Annotated in this window: 16 protein-coding genes and 1 riboswitch; of the genes, 12 read left to right on the top strand and 4 right to left on the bottom strand. The window is 72.6% G+C overall.

The genetic code is table 11. The features are described from left to right. Nucleotides 1-66 precede the first annotated feature (66 nt). Nucleotides 67-630 carry a TetR/AcrR family transcriptional regulator gene (locus MHY49_RS01135; RefSeq protein WP_239201862.1) on the bottom strand — a complete coding sequence of 188 codons (564 nt, stop codon included), beginning with the start codon at nt 628-630 and terminating at the stop codon, nt 67-69. Between the two features lie 126 nt (nt 631-756). On the opposite strand from MHY49_RS01135, the gene MHY49_RS01130 reads away from it, so the two are divergent. The 7 genes from MHY49_RS01130 to MHY49_RS01100 all read left to right on the top strand — a co-directional run bounded on the left by MHY49_RS01130 (nt 757) and on the right by MHY49_RS01100 (nt 6,808). Next, nucleotides 757-1,275, top strand: a complete 519-nt coding sequence (locus MHY49_RS01130) for a DoxX family protein (RefSeq protein WP_239201861.1) — start codon at nt 757-759, stop codon at nt 1,273-1,275. 96 nt (nt 1,276-1,371) lie between these two features. Continuing rightward, on the top strand, nt 1,372-2,631 hold the full coding sequence (locus MHY49_RS01125) for an MFS transporter (RefSeq protein WP_239201860.1): 1,260 nt from the start codon (nt 1,372-1,374) through the stop codon (nt 2,629-2,631). Between the two features lie 32 nt (nt 2,632-2,663). Beyond that, nucleotides 2,664-3,365: a Pr6Pr family membrane protein gene (locus tag MHY49_RS01120; RefSeq protein WP_239201858.1), complete on the top strand. Its 702-nt coding sequence runs from the start codon at nt 2,664-2,666 to the stop codon at nt 3,363-3,365. Further along, nucleotides 3,302-4,657: a glycerol dehydrogenase gene (locus tag MHY49_RS01115; protein WP_370645933.1), complete on the top strand. Its 1,356-nt coding sequence runs from the start codon at nt 3,302-3,304 to the stop codon at nt 4,655-4,657. The genes MHY49_RS01120 and MHY49_RS01115 overlap by 64 nt, the downstream gene beginning before the upstream one ends. Before the next feature lie 253 nt (nt 4,658-4,910). Further along, nucleotides 4,911-5,198, top strand: a complete 288-nt coding sequence (locus tag MHY49_RS01110; protein WP_200502019.1) for a DUF1540 domain-containing protein — start codon at nt 4,911-4,913, stop codon at nt 5,196-5,198. A 106-nt stretch (nt 5,199-5,304) separates the two neighbouring features. Continuing rightward, entirely contained in the window at nt 5,305-5,934 is a 630-nt protein-coding gene (locus MHY49_RS01105) for a plasmid pRiA4b ORF-3 family protein (protein WP_239201856.1), read from the top strand. Between the two features lie 76 nt (nt 5,935-6,010). Beyond that, nucleotides 6,011-6,808 carry an SDR family oxidoreductase gene (locus MHY49_RS01100; protein WP_239201850.1) on the top strand — a complete coding sequence of 266 codons (798 nt, stop codon included), beginning with the start codon at nt 6,011-6,013 and terminating at the stop codon, nt 6,806-6,808. 84 nt (nt 6,809-6,892) lie between these two features. Here the strand turns inward: MHY49_RS01100 and MHY49_RS01095 are convergent, their stop codons facing one another. Further along, the gene (locus tag MHY49_RS01095; protein ID WP_239201849.1) at nt 6,893-7,816 is read right to left on the bottom strand and encodes a VOC family protein; all 924 of its coding nucleotides are present in this window, start codon (nt 7,814-7,816) and stop codon (nt 6,893-6,895) included. A gap of 217 nt (nt 7,817-8,033) precedes the next feature. Further along, nucleotides 8,034-8,104: riboswitch (Fluoride riboswitch) on the top strand. 11 nt (nt 8,105-8,115) lie between these two features. Between MHY49_RS01095 and MHY49_RS19250 the strand changes: the two genes are divergently transcribed. The 4 genes from MHY49_RS19250 (at nt 8,116) to eno (ending at nt 13,352) form a co-directional block, all read left to right on the top strand. Continuing rightward, nucleotides 8,116-9,834: a hypothetical protein gene (locus MHY49_RS19250; RefSeq protein WP_239201848.1), complete on the top strand. Its 1,719-nt coding sequence runs from the start codon at nt 8,116-8,118 to the stop codon at nt 9,832-9,834. Continuing rightward, entirely contained in the window at nt 9,831-11,402 is a 1,572-nt protein-coding gene (locus MHY49_RS01085; RefSeq protein WP_239201847.1) for a hypothetical protein, read from the top strand. The genes MHY49_RS19250 and MHY49_RS01085 overlap by 4 nt, the downstream gene beginning before the upstream one ends. Then, nucleotides 11,399-11,953 carry a universal stress protein gene (locus MHY49_RS01080; protein WP_239201846.1) on the top strand — a complete coding sequence of 185 codons (555 nt, stop codon included), beginning with the start codon at nt 11,399-11,401 and terminating at the stop codon, nt 11,951-11,953. Before MHY49_RS01085 ends, MHY49_RS01080 begins: the two co-directional genes overlap by 4 nt. 127 nt (nt 11,954-12,080) lie before the next feature. After that, nucleotides 12,081-13,352 carry a phosphopyruvate hydratase gene (eno, locus tag MHY49_RS01075; RefSeq protein WP_239201845.1) on the top strand — a complete coding sequence of 424 codons (1,272 nt, stop codon included), beginning with the start codon at nt 12,081-12,083 and terminating at the stop codon, nt 13,350-13,352. Between the two features lie 39 nt (nt 13,353-13,391). Here the strand turns inward: eno and MHY49_RS01070 are convergent, their stop codons facing one another. Continuing rightward, a complete protein-coding gene (locus tag MHY49_RS01070; RefSeq protein WP_239201843.1) occupies nt 13,392-13,973 on the bottom strand; it encodes a nucleoside deaminase in 582 nt (193 codons plus the stop codon). 317 nt (nt 13,974-14,290) lie between these two features. Between MHY49_RS01070 and MHY49_RS01065 the strand changes: the two genes are divergently transcribed. Further along, nucleotides 14,291-14,971: a GntR family transcriptional regulator gene (locus tag MHY49_RS01065; RefSeq protein WP_239201841.1), complete on the top strand. Its 681-nt coding sequence runs from the start codon at nt 14,291-14,293 to the stop codon at nt 14,969-14,971. Nucleotides 14,972-15,012: 41 nt separating this feature from the next. On the opposite strand, the gene MHY49_RS01060 is transcribed toward MHY49_RS01065, so the two are convergent. Beyond that, nucleotides 15,013-16,350: an aminotransferase class I/II-fold pyridoxal phosphate-dependent enzyme gene (locus MHY49_RS01060; protein WP_239201973.1), complete on the bottom strand. Its 1,338-nt coding sequence runs from the start codon at nt 16,348-16,350 to the stop codon at nt 15,013-15,015. Nucleotides 16,351-16,454: the final 104 nt, after the last annotated feature.

Here is a 16,454-nt window from a genome sequence, read left to right as displayed (position 1 = left end):
CTGAAGCCCCGCGGGGGCTCGCGCGTCAAGCCCGGGCGCGGGATCTGGACGGGGTCCGCGGTGCGCTCACTCCCCCAGGGTCTGCGCGAAGAGCCGCACGACCCCTTCGGCCGGAGCGTCGTCGCCCTCGCCCGGGACGGCGCGGGTCAGCTGCCCGTCGCGCTCGAGGATCGCGGCGCCGTGGGCGAGGGCCCAGAACATGACGGCGTGCTCGCGGGTCTCGCCGTGTGCGGCGATCGGCGCGAAGGCCCTCTCCTGGGCGGCGATGAGGTCGGGGTCGCCCGTCTCGAGCAGGGCGGTGCGGAACATGAGCGAGAACAGGGTGGGCTCCTGCCCGGCGAAGCGCACGTACGCCTCGCCCAGGGCGGTGAGCGGAGCGGGATCCCCCGCCTCCGCGAGCCGGTCGGCGAGCGCACCGAACCCCTTCGTCGCGAGAGCGGTGAGCATGCCGCGCATCCCTCCGAACACGTAGCCGGGGGCGGCGTGGGAGACGCCCGCCCGGCGGGCGACGGCGCGCAGCCGGAGTCCCTCGGGACCGTGCTCGGCGAGCTCGGCCTCGGCCGCGGCGAGCAGGCTCGCGCGCAGGTCGGTGTCCCGTGCGGCGCTCGGGCTCTCGTCGGATCGCGGCATGCCCCCACTGTCGCGCCGACGCTTGACAGTGTCAAGTCGGGGTTCTAGCCTCGCCCCAGGGCTTGACACTGTCAACCGAAATCGTCAGCAGATGTCCACCGGCATCATCGCGAGGGAGGAACAGCCATGGAGCCATTGATCGTCCTGGTCACGGTCACGGGCGTCTCGGAGGTCATCGCGCGCCGCCGCGGACACCCGGATCCCGAGGGCGTCGCCCTGCGTGCCGGGGTCTGCGCGATGTTCCTGCTCACCGGCACCGTCCATTTCATCGGGAAGCGCGAGGAGCTCATCGCGATGGTCCCGGGGCAGCTCCCGTGGCCGGGGGCCGTCGTCACCGTGACCGGGGTCCTCGAGCTGCTCGGCGCGCTGGGGCTCCTGGACCGCCGGCTGGCGCCCTGGGCCGCGCGCGGGCTGGGCATCCTCCTCGTCGCCATGTTCCCGGCGAACGTGCATCTCGCCCTGACCGGCGACGACCTGCCGTGGTGGGACCACCTGGTTCCGCGCACCCTCATGCAGGGCGCCTTCCTCGCCGCGGTCGCGGGGATCGCCCTGCCCGCTCTGCGCGGTCGTCCGCGTCGCCCACGTCGTCCGCGTCGTCGCGTCGCAGATCCGGACCCTGGACCCCTCGGCCCGACCATCCAGTGACCCACTCATGACCTGGGCGTGCGGAGCGGTCTAGGGTCATCCGCGGTCGGTGCTCGCCCCCGTCGGCCCTCCTCGCACCGGCCCCCACCCCAGGAGATGATCCGCACGACCGCCACCGCACCCCGGCGCTTCGCGGCCCTGCGCGACGGGCACTCGCGCCCCTACCTGTTCACCGCGGGGCTCTCGATGATGGGCGACAACATCGAGCACGTCATCACCTACTGGGTGCTGTGGAACCAGTTCCACTCGCCCGGCCTGGTGGGCTTCGAGGTGATCAGCCACTGGCTGCCGTTCCTGCTGCTGTCGGTGTGGTTCGGCGGGCTCGCCGAGCGCTTCGACTGCCGGCGCATCATCCAGATCGCCCAGGGCCTGTTCGCCTTCGTGTCCCTGGCCTGGGGCGTCCTCTTCCTCACGGGCACGCTGGAGATGTGGCACGCGTGCGTGCTGCTGGTCCTGCACGGCTGCGCGGGCGCGCTGTGGGCCCCCGCCGAGCAGCTCCTTCTCCACGACTTCGCCGAGCCCGACGACCTCCCCGGCGCCGTGCGCCTGAACGCGACCTTCCGCAGCCTCGGCGTGCTCGCCGGGCCCGTGGTCGGATCGGTGCTGATGCTGGCGCTCGGGCCGACATGGGGCATCTTCGCGAACGTCCTGTTCTACCTGCCGATGACGCTGCTCATGCTGCGCACCCCCTTCACGGGCCACACCCGCAGCGGCTTCGTGCGCCGCGAGCGCCTGAGCATCCTGGACTCCTTCTCGGTGCTGCGCACGGTGCGCTCCGACACGGTGCTGATCGCGATGATCGTGCTCGCGGGCCTGGTCGCGGTGTGCGTCGGCTCCTCGCTGCAGGTCTCGATGCCCTCCTTCGCCGACGCCCTCGGCGCGGGTTCCGCGGGGCTCGGCTACGGGGTGCTGCTGTTCGCCAACGGCGCCGGCGGGGTGCTCGGGGGCATCCTGCTCGAGGCCACCGGGATCGTGCGGCCCGACACCCGCGCGGCCGTCGTCGCGACCTTCCTCTTCGGGCTCACGACGGTCGTGGTCGCGACCACCTCGCACTACACGGTCGCGGTGATCGCCCTGGTGGTCGGGGGCGTCGCGAACATGGCCGCGATGTCGATCGGCCAGGCCGTCGTGCAGCTGCGCGCCCCGATCGAGCAGCGCGGACGCGTTGTCGGGGTCTACAACATGATCGGCAGCGGCCTGCGCACCGGCAACGGCCTCACGCTCGCCCTGCTGGGCGCCGCGGTGGGCGTGACCGGCGCGGTGCTGGTGGGAGGGGCCGTCCTCGCGATCGGCTCGGTGCTGATCGCGGCGCTCGTGTGGGTCGGCTTCGCACGAGCCCGGCGCGCTCGGGACTGAGGGGCGGTCGCCCTCGGGTGGACAATGCGTGCATGCCCAGCGCCGCGTCCGCTCCCCCGCCCACCTCGACTGGCACCGGAGGTGCGACCACCCCGCCCGGCGCGGCCCCGCGGATCCTCTGGGGGATCGTCGCGGTGTGCGCGGTGTTCGGGATGTGCGGCTCGTTCGTGCAGACCGTGGGCACCGCGCTCTCCCCGGCCGACGGGCCCGGCCTGATCGTGAGCGTCATCCGCTACTTCTCCTACTTCACGATCCTCACGAACCTGTTCGTCGCCCTCGTCGCGGTCTCGCTCACGGTCGGCCGACGTCCGGGGCCGCTCCTGCGCGTGCTCACCCTCAACGCGGTCACGGGCATCGTGATCACCGGGGTCGTGAACTGGTTCCTGCTGCGCCCGGGCGCGGTGATCGCTCCCGGCATGCCGACGATCCTGGATACCGTCCAGCACATGCTGGTCCCGGTGCTCGCGCCGGTGGTGTGGCTGGTGATCGGTCCGCGGGGCCACGTGCACGCGCGCACCTTCGCCGCGAGCCTTGTCTTCCCGCTCGCCTACCTGGTCTGGACCCTCGTCCACGGGGCCGTGACCAGCTGGTACCCCTACCCGTTCATCGACATCCCGCGGGTGGGCTACGCCAGCGCGCTCACCGTGGGCGGGCTGATCCTGGTGATCATGTGCGCCCTCGCGGCACTCTGCTGGGCCTGGGACGGGTGGCGGGCGCGGCGCGTCCGCGCCTGAGCAGACTCTCCCGGGCGCCTTCTCGGCCGACGAGAACCCCCGTTGCCCGCCGCCTCGACCCGGGCGAAGACTCGGGGGCATCAGGGGCCCGCAGCGGCGGGCCCGACCGTCGGCCCGAAGGAGCGCCGTGCCATGCCCTCCACCACCTCGTCCTCGCTCAGCGTCCTCGCCAGCCCCAGCCGCTACGTCCAGGGGAAGGGGCGCTCGACGAGCTCGGCACCCACCTCGCCGCCCTCGGCCGCAATCCGCTGATCGTCGCCGACGACACCGTGTGGGGCCTGTTCTCCCAGCAGGTCACCGATGCGCTCGCCGCGGCTGATCTTCCCGCGACCCGCGTGGGCTTCGAGCGGTTCGCGACCCCGGAGGCCGTGGACTCGCTGGTCGACGTGATCGCCGCGGGCGGGCACGACGTGATCGTCGGACTCGGCGGCGGGTCGACGATCGACGCCGCGAAGGCCTCGGGCCATCTCGCGAGGATCCGCTGGGCGAGCGTGCCCACGGCGGCCTCCTCCGATGCGCCGACGTCCTCGCTCGCCGTCATCTACACGGCCGACGGCGAGTTCGTCGAGTACCGCTTCTTCCCGCGCAACCCCGACCTGGTGCTCATCGACACTCAGGTCGTGGCGAACGCCCCCGTGCGCTTCCTCGCCGCCGGGATCGGGGACGCCCTGGCCACGTGGCTGGAGGCCCGAGCGACCCGCCGCGGCACGGCCGACGCGATGGCGGGCGGGCGCCCCACCCGCGCCGGGACCGCGCTCGCGGAGCTGAGCTGGGACATCCTGTGGGAGAACGCGCTGCCGGCGCTCGACGCGGTCGCCGCGCACGTCGTCACGCCCGCTTTGGAGGCGGTGGTCGAGGCGAACACGCTGCTCTCGGGCCTGGGCTTCGAGTCCGGCGGCCTCGCCGCGGCGCACGCGATCCACAACGGGCTCACGGCCGCCCCGCAGACCCACGGCCTCACCCACGGCCAGAAGGTCAACATCGGCTCCCTCGCGCAGCTGATCCTCGAGGGCGCACCCACGGCGGAGATCGAGGACTTCATCGCCTTCACCACGCAGGTCGGCCTGCCCAACACGCTCACCGAGATCGGACTGAGCCCGGAGGACCGCGACGAGATCGAGGCCGTCGCCGAGGCCGCGACCGTCGAGGGCGAGACGATCCATGCGATGCCGTTCCCGGTGACGGCGGGCCAGGTCGTGGACGCGCTCATCGCCACCGAGGGCATCAGCCGTCGGGTCCGCTCCGAGCGCGGCCTGCCCGCGCCCGAGCTCTATACCGGCGGGGGCCACTGAGTCCAGGGGACACTCCCGGAGGACCGGCGGGGACCGCGGTGCAGGTCCTCGGGGGCCGCCGTGCAGGCGCCCGGGGCGTTCGGCCGCACACGCATTTACGAACCACACGGCTTTTAGAAAAGCAGGGGCTTTTCGAAATGCCTTCGTCGCCTTAAGGGGTAAGGCAGGTATTCCTTTCTAGAATTCTGCGCATCCCGCGTCTATTCTTTCTGCAGAGCCCGCGATAGGGGCGCTGACCTGCACAGGAGGAGACATGACCGCCATCGAGATGCCGAAGGTGACCGAGTGCTCGGTCACCGGGTGCTCCTACAACCATGACGGCTGCACCGCATTCGCGGTGACGGTCGATGCCGATCACGACTGCGCCACGTTCATCCCCCTGGACACCAAGGGCGGCCTCTCGAAGGTCGTCTCCCAGGTGGGCGCGTGCCAGCAGACCGACTGCGTGTTCAACAAGGACCTCGAGTGCTCGGCCGGTTCCGTGCGCATGGGTCCGGGCGCCGGCGCCGCCGCAGAGTGCCTCTCCTTCCAGCAGGCCTGAGCAGCACCTTCCCCAGGCCTGAGCCGCACCCGCTTCCCCACCCCGTCGGTCCGTCGCTCGCTCGAGCGGCGGGCCGACGCCCATCGAACGGCCTACCGTGGGCCGCATGACGATCCTCGATCTCCGCGTGACCCTCGTCGACTGCGAGCCCGCCGTGTGGCGGGAGGTGCGCGTGCCCTCCGACGTGCAGCTCACCGATCTGCACCACGTGCTGCAGATCGCGATGGGCTGGGAGGACAGGCACCGGCACGGCTTCGGGCGCGGCGAGAGCTACTGGACGGCGAGCGTGCGATGGCTCCTCGAGCCGGAGTCCGAGGAGGCCGAGGAGCGCGGCGTGACCCTCGAGCACGCCCTCGGCGACGGCACCGTCCTGACCTATCTGTACGACATGGGGGACGACTGGGAGCATCGCGTCGCGGTCGCCGGCACGAGCGAGGGCACCGTCGAGACCGCCGAGCTGCTGGGCGGCGAGGGCGCCTGTCCGCCCGAGGACTCCGGCGGGATCTTCGGCTTCGCCGAGCTGGTCGCAGCGCTGCGCCGGGTGCAGGCCGGCGAGCAGCCCGACGGCTGGGACGCCGATCGTCTGCACCACCTCGTGGGCGACGGCGACGCCCACGAGCTGGCGACGAAGCTCCTGGACTTCGACGACGCGGCGGTGCGCGCGGAGCTCGAGGGCGCACCGATCACGGAGCTCGGCTCCCTGCGCGACCAGGACGACGACCCGCGCTTCCGCTGAGGTCGCCTCCCTTCGACATCGACGAGCCCGGCACCGTCCCAGCTCGCGCCGTCCCCGTCGGCGTAGCCTCGCGAGCATGAGCCACGAGACCACTGCCCCTGCCACCGCCACCGCCCGCATCGCCCTCATCACGGGCGCCAACAAGGGCATCGGCTTCGAGACGGCCCGGCAGCTGGGGCGCCTCGGCTTCACCGTGCTGCTCGGCGCGCGCGATGAGGAGCGCGGGCGCACCGCCGAGGAGAGCCTGCGCGACGAGGGCATCGACGCCCACGCCGTCCGCCTCGACGTGACCGACGAGAACTCCGTGCGCGCGGCCGAGCAGTGGGTCTCCGCCCGGTACGACCACCTCGACGCCCTGGTCAACAACGCCGGCGTGCCCAGCGTCGGCGGCCACCGTGCGGCGCCGAGCGATACCTCGATCCAGGACATGCGCTCGGTCTACGAGATCAATGTGTTCGGGGTGGTGCGCGTGACCAATGCGTTCCTGCCGCTGCTGCGCAGGGCGCCCGCGGCGCGCATCGTCAACGTCTCCAGCGAGATCGGCTCGATGGACGCGACCGTGAACCCGGGCTCCCCGGTGAGCGGCACGCCCGCCTCGATCCAGTACCCGAGCTCGAAGGCGGCGGTGAACATGATGACCGTGCAGTACGCCAAGGAGCTGCGGGACACCCCGATCAAGGTCAACGCCGCGAACCCGGGCTTCACCGACACCGACTTCACCCAGCACCGCGGGATCCGCCCCGTCGCGCAGGGCGCCGAGCCCAGCGTGCATCTCGCGACCCTTCCCGAGGACGGCCCGAGCGGTGTGCTCTGGGGGCACCTGTGGACCACGGAGGGCGACGGCGACGGCGGCTACGGCATCCTCCCCTGGTGACGGGTGCCCGAACGGCCTCCCCGGTCGCAAGCGCCTGACCGGCCCCGGGGCCCCGGCGCCCGCCGGGGCCCGTCGGCCTTCGGCTCAGCGGCGGAGAAGCTCCTCGGCGCTGGTGCCGGGAATCGCAAGGCTGACCTGCGTGCCCCAGGGGTCGTGGACGACGACGCGATGGGACTCGTCGGCGTACTGGATGCCCGCGCGGCGCAGGCGGGCCACGAGCGCGTCGAGGTCCTCGCGGCCGGGCACGGTGATCGCGACGTCGCCGAGGCCCAGGGTCGCGGCCCGCGGCCCGGCGCCGGCGCTGTTCCACACGTTCATCGCGACGTGGTGGTGGTAGCCGCCGGCGGAGGCGAAGAGGGCGCCGGGGTGGTTGCCCACGGTGGTCTCGAAGCCGAGGGCGTCGATGTAGAAGCGGCGGGCGGTGGGCACGTCCCCGACCTGCAGGTGCACGTGCCCGACCTTGCCCGCGCGCGCGGGGCCGGCGGCGACGACGTCCTGGTCCAGGTGCGCGGTGAGGTACGCGTTCGGCTCGAGGAACAGCGAGTCCATCTGCACCTCGCCGTTGCGCCACGTCCACTGGTCGCGCGGACGGTCGATGTAGAGCTCGATCCCGTTGCCCTCGGGGTCGGTGAAGTAGAAGGCCTCGGAGACCAGGTGGTCGGCCGAGCCCACGTACCGGCTGCGCGGATCGGAGGCGGCGCGGGCGACGGTCGCCGCGAGGGATGCCTGGTCCTCGAACAGGAACGCGGTGTGGAACAGGCCCGCGGCGCGCGGGTCGACGGCGGGCAGGCCGGGCGTGCCGATGAGGCGGATCATCGGCACCTGGCCGCGGCCGAGCACCCGGTGCACCTCGGTGCCGCGGGTGCGCTCCTCCATCGGCTCGAGCGCGAGCGCGTTGGCGTAGTAGGACGCCATGTTCTCGAGATCGCCCACGCGCAGCGTGACGGCGTCCATCCCGGTCTCAGGGTTCAGGTGCAGTTCATCGGTCACGGACGCGGTCGCGGTCATGGCTCTCTCCTTCGTCGTCGGCTTCGGCCTCACGGCCGCCCCTCCCGAGGGCCGACGTGTGTTGTTGAAGATTCATCTATAGTGTGCGCGCTCGATCCTCCGCTGGCAAGGACGGGTGCGTCACAGCGCGGACCGCCGATGTGAGTGCTCGCGTCGCGCGGATCTTCGGCGGCATGCGCCGCTCCGGGGTCTTGTGGAGTCCCTGCGCAAGGTGCATCCTGGCCGTGGCGATGGTGCTCGCCGGGGCAGAGAGCCCGAACCGCTTCGGCCGATGGCGCCTGTGACGAGAGGAGTCACAGGTGCGCCCGGAATCGGAGTCCGTCTTCACCAGCATCCTGTGGCCGCGCGGCGCTGCCCCGGCCCTCGATGCGAGCGCAGATGCCGCCTCGGCCCTGCACGACCTCGCCCTGGACCAGGTCCTCACGAGGATCGCGGAGAGCGCTCCTGCAGCGCGCGCTGCATGGAGCCATCCGCTCTCCGATCCCGCGGATATCACCTACCGCCAACGCGTCTTCACCGCTCTCGAGGACCAGGACCTTCGCCGAGGGGTCCAGGCGTTCCTGCAGGCCGCGGCGCACTCCGCGCGCCTCGAGACGGCGGCGGCCGACTCCCGCTCCCCGCTGCTGAGCGTGCTGCTGCACTGCCGCGCACTCACGGTGTGGACAGGAGCGGTGGACGCGCTCGACACCCTCCTCGCCGCACGGATCACGGCCGACGAGGGCCCGGCGGACGACGGATCTCTCGAAGACGAGAAGACCGCCGGCGACGCTCCCGGCAGCACGACGTGCGACGGCTGGCATCTGCTCACCGAGCACGTGAGATCCCTGCGGCGCTCGCCCACCTTCACGAGCCTCGCGGCCGACGCGCGTGCGGCGCGCGAGCACCTCGCCGCGTTCCGCTACGACGCCCTCCTGCGCCCCGGCCGCGTCGTCGTCGGCCCGCACCGGACCACGGACGACCTGGTCGAGCACACGCGCGCGGTGCTCTCCCTCTTCGCGGATCCCGGCCCCGCCGGGCCCCGTGACGAGCGCGCGGAGCACGCGAGCGGCTCGGACGACGACGCGGCGGCGGCGGCGGAGTCGACCACGGAGGCGAATGAGTCGACGGAGATGCTCGACCACGTCCAGCTCTGGATGCTCGAGCACGCGAGCGCGATGGCGCCGGAGCTCTTCGACCCGATCCTCGAGATCGCCGCTCGCACCGCCGACTTCCGGGATCCCGTGCTGGTCCGCTTCGCCGACGAGGTCCGCTTCTACCTGGCCCTGCGGGACATGCTCTCCCTGATGCGCCGGGCCGGACTGCCGGTCTGCATCCCGCAGGTCACGAGCGCCGCGCCCTCGGCGGCCGACGATCACAGGCTCGAGGTCGAGTCCGCCTGGGACCTCGCGCTCGGCGCGCGACTCACCGCCGACGGAAGCGAGGTCGTCACCAACGACGTCTCGCTGCGCGGCGCCGAGAGGATCCTCGTGGTCTCGGGCCCGAACCAGGGCGGGAAGACGACGCTCGCCCGCACCGTCGGCCAGCTGCACCACCTCGCCGCCCTGGGATGCCCCGTCCCCGCGGCGAGCGCCAGAATCCCGCTGACCGACCAGGTCATGTGCCTGTTCGAGCGCGAGGAGGACCTCGATGCGGTCGAGGGAAGACTCGCCCGCGAGGTGACGCGGCTGCACTCCATGCTCGAGCGCGCCACCCCTCGCTCGGTGCTCGTCATCAACGAGGCGTTCGCGTCGACGGCCCTGGCCGACGCGCGCGTCCTCACCCGCGACGTCCTCGAACGGATCATCGACCGCGGCGCGAGCGCGGTGTGCGTGACGTTCATCGATGAGCTCTCCCGGCTCGGCCCCGCCACCGTCAGCATGGTCGCCCAGGTGGATCCCGAGGACCCCGCCCGCCGCACGCTGCGCGTGGTGCGCGCTCCTGCCGCCGGGCGCGCCTTCGCCCGGGCGCTGGCCGAGCGCCACGGCCTGTCCCCGGCCCTCATCGCCGCGCACCTGCACGAGCTGGGGGCATCGCGATGAGGACAGGACTGCTCGATCCCGTCGGCACCCGTCGCCCAGCCCGAGAGCGCGCCGGTTCCGTGCCCGCCGCTCCCTCCGAGCCGCTTCCCCCGGAGCTCGCCGACGACCTCGCCGACGACCTGCACCTCGAGCGTCTGCTCGCGGCGATGTCCGACGGGGACCGACTCACCCGCGACGCGTCCCGGCAGGTGCTCCTGCATCCCCGGTCCGATCCCGCCGTCATCGAGCACCGGCAGCGCGCGCTCTCGGACTGCCTGCATCATCGCGAGCGGGTCGAGGAGCTGTTCGCGCTCTGCCAGGACGCGCTCGCGGTGCGCCGGGACATCCTCTGGCTGCCGCTGCGCGGTCACCCCTCCTCGGAGCTCTCCTCGAACGTGCGCCGGCTCGGTGCTCTCGCCGACCACCTCGAGGTCCTCCACACGCTGTGCGCGGGGATCGAGGACGAGTTCTCCTCCCCCGCGTTCCGCGATCTCGCAGCACGGCTGGACCAGCAGACCTCCCCGTCGGCCCTCGCGGACCTGCGCGCTCTGCTGCGCGAGCTCACCCTGCCGGACGGCCTGCTGGTCACGGCCGGCGCGGTGATCGACGGGACCGTCGAACCGGTCCTGGCACGGCGCACCGGGCTCACCCACCCCCGCCTGATAGCCCGGATGCCGATGGGCCATCCGCGCGAGACGTTCGTGCTCCCCGAGCGGGACCAGGCGGGCGGCGAAGCCCTCGCAGCGCTGCGCGACCGCGCTCTCGAGGACCTCGCCCACCTCACCACCAGCGCCGTCGAGGAGGTCACCGGCTTCTTCGGGGATCTGCGGCGTGAACTGGCGTTCTATCGCGGCGCTGTGCGCCTGGTCGACACGTTGCGCGATCTCGACGCACCGGTGTGCTGGCCGGATCCGTCCACGTCCGACACGACCGCGACGCTCGGCATCTACGATCCGTGCCTCGCCCTGCAGCGCCGAGAGGCGCCGGTGGGCAACGACCTGGAGCTGCGCGGTGCCGGACTGCTCGTCGTCACGGGTGCGAACGAGGGCGGGAAGTCCACGCTCCTGCGGGCCCTGGGGCTCGCCCAGCTGATGATGCAGGCCGGCATGGTGGTCGCCGCCGAGCAGTTCGCCGCCCGGCCGGTCAGCCGCGTGCTCACGCACTTCGCGCGCGAGGAGGACTCGCAGCTCGTGCACGGCAAGCTCGACGAGGAGCTCGAGCGGATGCACAGGATCGTGGAGGCGATCGCACCCGCCGACCTTCTGCTCTGCAACGAGTCCTTCGCCTCCACCGACGAGGCCGAGGGCTCCGAGCTGCTCCTCGAGGTGACCCGCGCACTGGTCGACGGCGGTGTGCAGATCCGCACCGTCACCCACCTCTTCGACTTCGCCGATTCCCTCGCGCAGGACGAGGGCGTGGGCGCCGCATTCCTGCGGGCCCCGCGGGACGGCGGCTACCGCCTCGCGGAGGGCCCGCCGCTGCGCACGAGCTTCGGCGTCGACCTCTACGACCGCGCTTTCGGCACGGATCTGGCCGACCCGCGCTCGCGGTCCGACACATCGGCAGTTCTCGAGGAGGAACGAACATGACCACAGATCCAGCACCGCAGCACCCCGAAACGGCTCCGTCCGAGGTGCCGACGATCGTCGTCGGCCTCGCCCCGCACCAGAGCGAGGCCGTCGTGACCACGGCCGCCCGGCTGGCGCGCGAGCTGCGCGCGCATCTCGTGTGCGCGTGGGTGGATCCCGCTCAGATGACCGTCACCACGGGTGCCGACGGCGCCGTGGTGACGGTGCCGCTGGATCCCGACGCGGCAGACGACGACCCGGACTCCACGGGGGCGGCCGATGACGCTCTGGCGGCCGAGCTCCACCGCGTGCTCGACGTCCACGGCGTGAGCTGGGAGATGCGCACCCTCGCCGGAGCGCCCGCCCGGGAGATCGCGCAGCTGGCCGACGAGGTCGCGGCCGCCCTCATCGTCGTCGGCACCCGGCAGAAGGGTCTGCGCGAGTCGGTGCGCGAATTCGTCAGCGGCTCGGTCGCCGTGCAGCTCGCACATCGCCAGCACCGCCCGCTCGTGGTGGTGCCGCTGGACCCCGTGGGCCTCGATGACGTCCTGCCCTGGGACACCGACGACTGAGCGGAACGCACCGCGGATCCCGCGCACCACGAGCCGCCCTCCACCGGCACGCCCTGAAACGACCCCATCCGATCCGAGCCCACCCGACCAGTCCAGACCCGACCCGACCCGACCCGAGGAGCACACCATGACCAACGATCTCGTCCTCACCTCCCTGCGCGCCCGTCCGATCCTCGACTCGCGCGGCTTCCCGACCGTCGAGGTCGCGGCCACGACGGACGACGGAGCGCTGCTGCGCGCGGCCTCCCCCGCGGGGGCCTCCACCGGTGCCCACGAGGCCGTCGAGCTGCGTGACGGCGGTCCCGCCTTCTCCGGGAAGGGGGTCGAGGGCGCCGTGCGCAGCGTCGAGTCGCCCCTCGCCGAGCTTCTCGTGGGTCCCGTCTGGTCGGAGCTCGAGGACGCCGACGCGGCGATGGCCGAGCTCGACTCCACCCGGGGGTACGCGAACCTCGGCGCGAATGCCGTCGTCGCTGTGTCGATGGTGCTCGCGCGAGGTTTCGCCCACGCCGCCGGCTCGGAGCTGTGGGAGTGGTTCGCGGCGCGCACCGGGAGCACCCCTCTGCTGCCGGTCCCCCACTTCAACGTGCTCAACGGCGGCGCACACGCCGCGAACGACCTGGACCTGCAGGAGTTCATGATCGCGCCCGTCGGCGCACGTGACGAGGCCGAGGCGGTCGCCATGGGTGCCGAGGCGCATCATGCTCTCGGCGCTCTGGTCCGCGAGCGGTACGGGACGGCGGGCCTCGGCGACGAGGGCGGCTTCGCCCCCGCGCTCTCCGAACCTCGGGAGGCGCTCGACCTGCTCATGGAGGCGATCGGGCGGGCAGGGCTCGTGCCCGGACGTGAGGAGATGGCCATCGCCGTGGATCCCGCGGCCAATGGGTTCCATCGCGGCGGCGGCATCTATCGCGTCGCGGGCCGAGACCTGGACCGCGAAGAGCTCGTGGACGTCTACCGGCAGCTGCTCAGGGACTATCCGATCCGCAGCCTCGAGGACGGCTTCGCGGAGGACGATCTCGAAGGATGGCGAGTCCAGTCCCGTGAGCTGGGGGGACGTGTCCAGCTGGTGGGAGACGACCTCTATGTCACGGACCCCGTGCGGATCCGTGATGGCTCCGCGCGCGGACTCTCCGACGCGGTGCTCATCAAGCCCAATCAGATCGGCACCGTCTCCCAGACCCTCGCGGCGATACGCACCGCCCGTGAGGCCTCGATGGCCTGCATGATCTCCCACCGTTCGGGCGAGACCTGGGACGACTTCATCGCAGATCTCGCCGTCGGCACCGGGGTGGACCAGATCAAGGCCGGGGCGCCAGCGCGCGGAGAGCGCGTCGCGAAGTACAACCGTCTGGCGGGGATCGCGCTCGCTCATCCCGAACTGCCCTACGGGCTGAGCTGAGACGCGGGGCGAGTCAGCTCGACACCGCCTCCCAGGCGCTCACTCCCCGCGCGCGTTGTAGACGAGGGAGGCCGAGGCGCCGAAGTCGCGCAGCACCTGCAGCGACTGCGCGTGGCGCACACCGGTGGCGACGTCGATGCCGCGCGCGGAGAGCTGCTCGACCCAGTCCGCGACCATCGGGCCCTCGTCGAATCCGGTGGCCTCCTCGACCTCGGGACCGTCGGCCCCGATCACGAGTGAGCGCACGCCGCTCCACAGCACCGCGCCGAAGCACTGGACGCAGGGGCGGGCGTTGACGACGAGCCGGCGACGCGCGCCGCCGGCACCGAGATCCCAGCTGCCTGTCCGCTGCTGGGCGAGGGAGAGCGCGGTGACCTCCGCGTGCAGAGCGCTGAGCCCGGTGCGGGGCACGAGGTTCACGCCCACGGAGACCAGGGTCCCGTCCTCCTCGACCACCAGCGCGGCGAACGGGCCTCCGTCGCCCGAGCGCCAGGTGATGTCGGCCAGCTCGTCGGCCACGTCCATCTGCTCCTCGACGGTGGGGAGCAGGGGCGGCAGCTCCTCGAGGCGGGCGAAGAGCCACCCGGGGAGCTCCACGTGCAGCGTCGTGACCAGGTCCATCGCGAGCTCCTCTCGAGGCGGCGGGCCGCTGACCGGGCTCCTGCCTGCAGTGACGTGGGCTCATCGTACGAGGCCTGGGCGGGGACGGGGAGGATCCGAGCTTGAGCTGCCGCGACATCCATGCGCTGCCTGCGCGCGTGGATTGCAACTGTGTATCCCAGTGTTCTCGCTTGAAATCTACCGGCTTGCAGTGATCGCTGATCGATCCAGGTGCCTCGGTTCTAGCAGTCTTGGGATACACTTCTCGGAGCAGTGCGTCTATGTCAGATCCGCACTCCCGCACGACCCGTCCTCATCCACGCACGAGAGGCACCGACATGGCCGCCCGGAACGACCGCGAGAGCGTCTTCACGACGCTGCGCAGCGAGATCCTCGAGGGCGAGCTCGCCCCTGGCACTCCCCTGCGTGAAACGGCTCTGGCCAGCCGTTTCGAGGTCTCCCGCACGCCTGTGCGCGATGCTCTGTCGCGGCTCGAGCAGGCAGGGCTGGCCGTGCGCGCGGCGCGCGGGCTGGAGGTGCGAGGGGTGGATCCGCAGGCGCTCCTGCAGGCGCACGACGCGCGCATCCCGCTGGAGGAGCAGATCGCCGGCGACGCCGCCGTGCATCGCACGGTGCAGGACGTGCTGCGGCTCGAGGCACTCCTGGACCGGGACCGCGCGCTCGAGGAGTACGACCCCGCCGAGTTAGCCCGGCGCGATCTGGCCGCTCATCGGGCGCTGTGGACCGCCGCGCAGAATCCGGTGCTCAGCGAGCTGCTCGAGGCCCTGGCGGTCCACCTGGCGCCCGGGGCGAGCGCGCTGCTCGAGGTGCCGGGACGCTGGGAGGAGTCCCTGGCCTCGCGCACCGAGATGCTGCGGGCCGTCGGCGACCGGGATGCGGCGGCAGCGCGGGCGATCGCCCGCTCGCGCCACGAGGCCGATCGGGGGGCCCGTCTGCAGCTGCTGCGCGAGGCCACGATCGCCGAGGCCTCTCGGGCCGGGGAGGGTCCCCGCCCCTGACACGGCCCTCGCAGCTGACCTGACGCGAACGGAAGTCCAGGTCAGTCGCCTTCGCGCACCTCGTCGACGGAGGTGACCAGATCGTCCGCGAACGCCTGTGCCTCCGCGTCGTCGAGGTCGTGCACGGTGATCCGCAGGTGCTCGTCGGCCGACGCTCCGTCGCGCCGGGCCGTGGGCCCGTCGTCGGCCCCGAGGTCGAATTCTCCGCCGGTGCGCACGAGCCAGCCGCGGCGCATCAGGCGCTCGGAGACGACGCGTGCATCGACCCCGCAGCCCACCCACAGGCTCATGCCGTCCTGCGCGGGGACCTCCAGCCCGCGCGTGCGCAGCAGCTCGCGCATCCGGGCGCCGCGCTCGGCGTAGTGCTCGGCGGCGCGGTCGATGAGGGTGCGGGAGTCCTCGTCGGAGAGGAGGGCGTGGGCGATGCGCTGCAGGAGGTGGCTGACCCAGGTGGTGCCGGGGCTCAGGCGCAGGGCGAGGCGCGCGGCGGTGCGCTCGTCGGAGGCGACCAGGGCGAGGCACAGATCGGGTCCTAGGAACTTCGAGACCGAGCGGACCAGGGCCCAGCGCTCGTGCCCGGGGCCGACGATGGAGCGGAAGGGGCCGCGGGCGAGCATCGAGTAGTAGTCGTCCTCGATGACCAGCACGAACGGGTGGTCGGCGAGCACCGTGCGCAGCTGCTCGGCGCGGCGCGCGCTGAGCGAGGCCCCGGTGGGGTTCTGGGCGCGCGGGGTGCAGACGATCGCCCGGACCCCCGTCTCGAGCGCGGCCGTGAGGCCGTCGACGGTCATGCCCTCGTCGTCGACGGGGATGCCCACGGGCCGGTAGCCGCCCAGGCGCACGGTCTGGATGCTCGCGAGGAAGCAGGGGTCCTCGAGGCCCACGGCGTCGTCGCGCTCGAGGACCTGGGCGAGCAGACGCTCGATCGCATCGACGGCGCCGCCGGTGACGGTGATGTGCCGCGTCGAGGGGACATCCGGCTCCATCCACTGACGCGCCCACGCCTCGAGGTCGGCGTCGACCACGGGCTCGCCGTACAGCACGGGCCGGCCGGTCACGGCCCGCAGCGCACGGGAGGGATCGGGGATGAAGCGCGGGGCGGGATTGCCGCTCGCGACATCGCGCAGGGGGCCCGCCGGGGCCGCGCCCTCCTGGGGGATGCGGGCACGCCCGGCGATGCGGGTGCCGGCGCGACCCTGGGCGACCACGATGCCCGCGCGGGAGAGTCGGCGATAGGCGGCGACGGCGGTGTTGCGGTTGACCCCCCGCTGCTCGGCCAGGGCGCGGACCGGCGGGAGCGGATCGCCGGCGCCCAGCACGCCGCGCTCGACGAGTCCGCGCACGCTGTCGGCGATCTCGAGAGCGGTGGACCCGGTGATGCCGGCGGCCGACGCGGCGCTCGATGCAGCGGTCGATGCGGTGGTGGGGGCGCTGTCCTGCGCGTTCACCGTCTGCTGCTCGCCGTCGTCCACGCTCCGCAGTC

Source organism: Brachybacterium sp. ACRRE, assembly GCF_022346485.1.
GTDB classification, from domain to species: Bacteria; Actinomycetota; Actinomycetes; order Actinomycetales; family Dermabacteraceae; genus Brachybacterium; species Brachybacterium halotolerans.
Note: the sequence above shows the minus strand (reverse complement) of the source record. Positions and strands in the feature narration are given on the sequence as shown.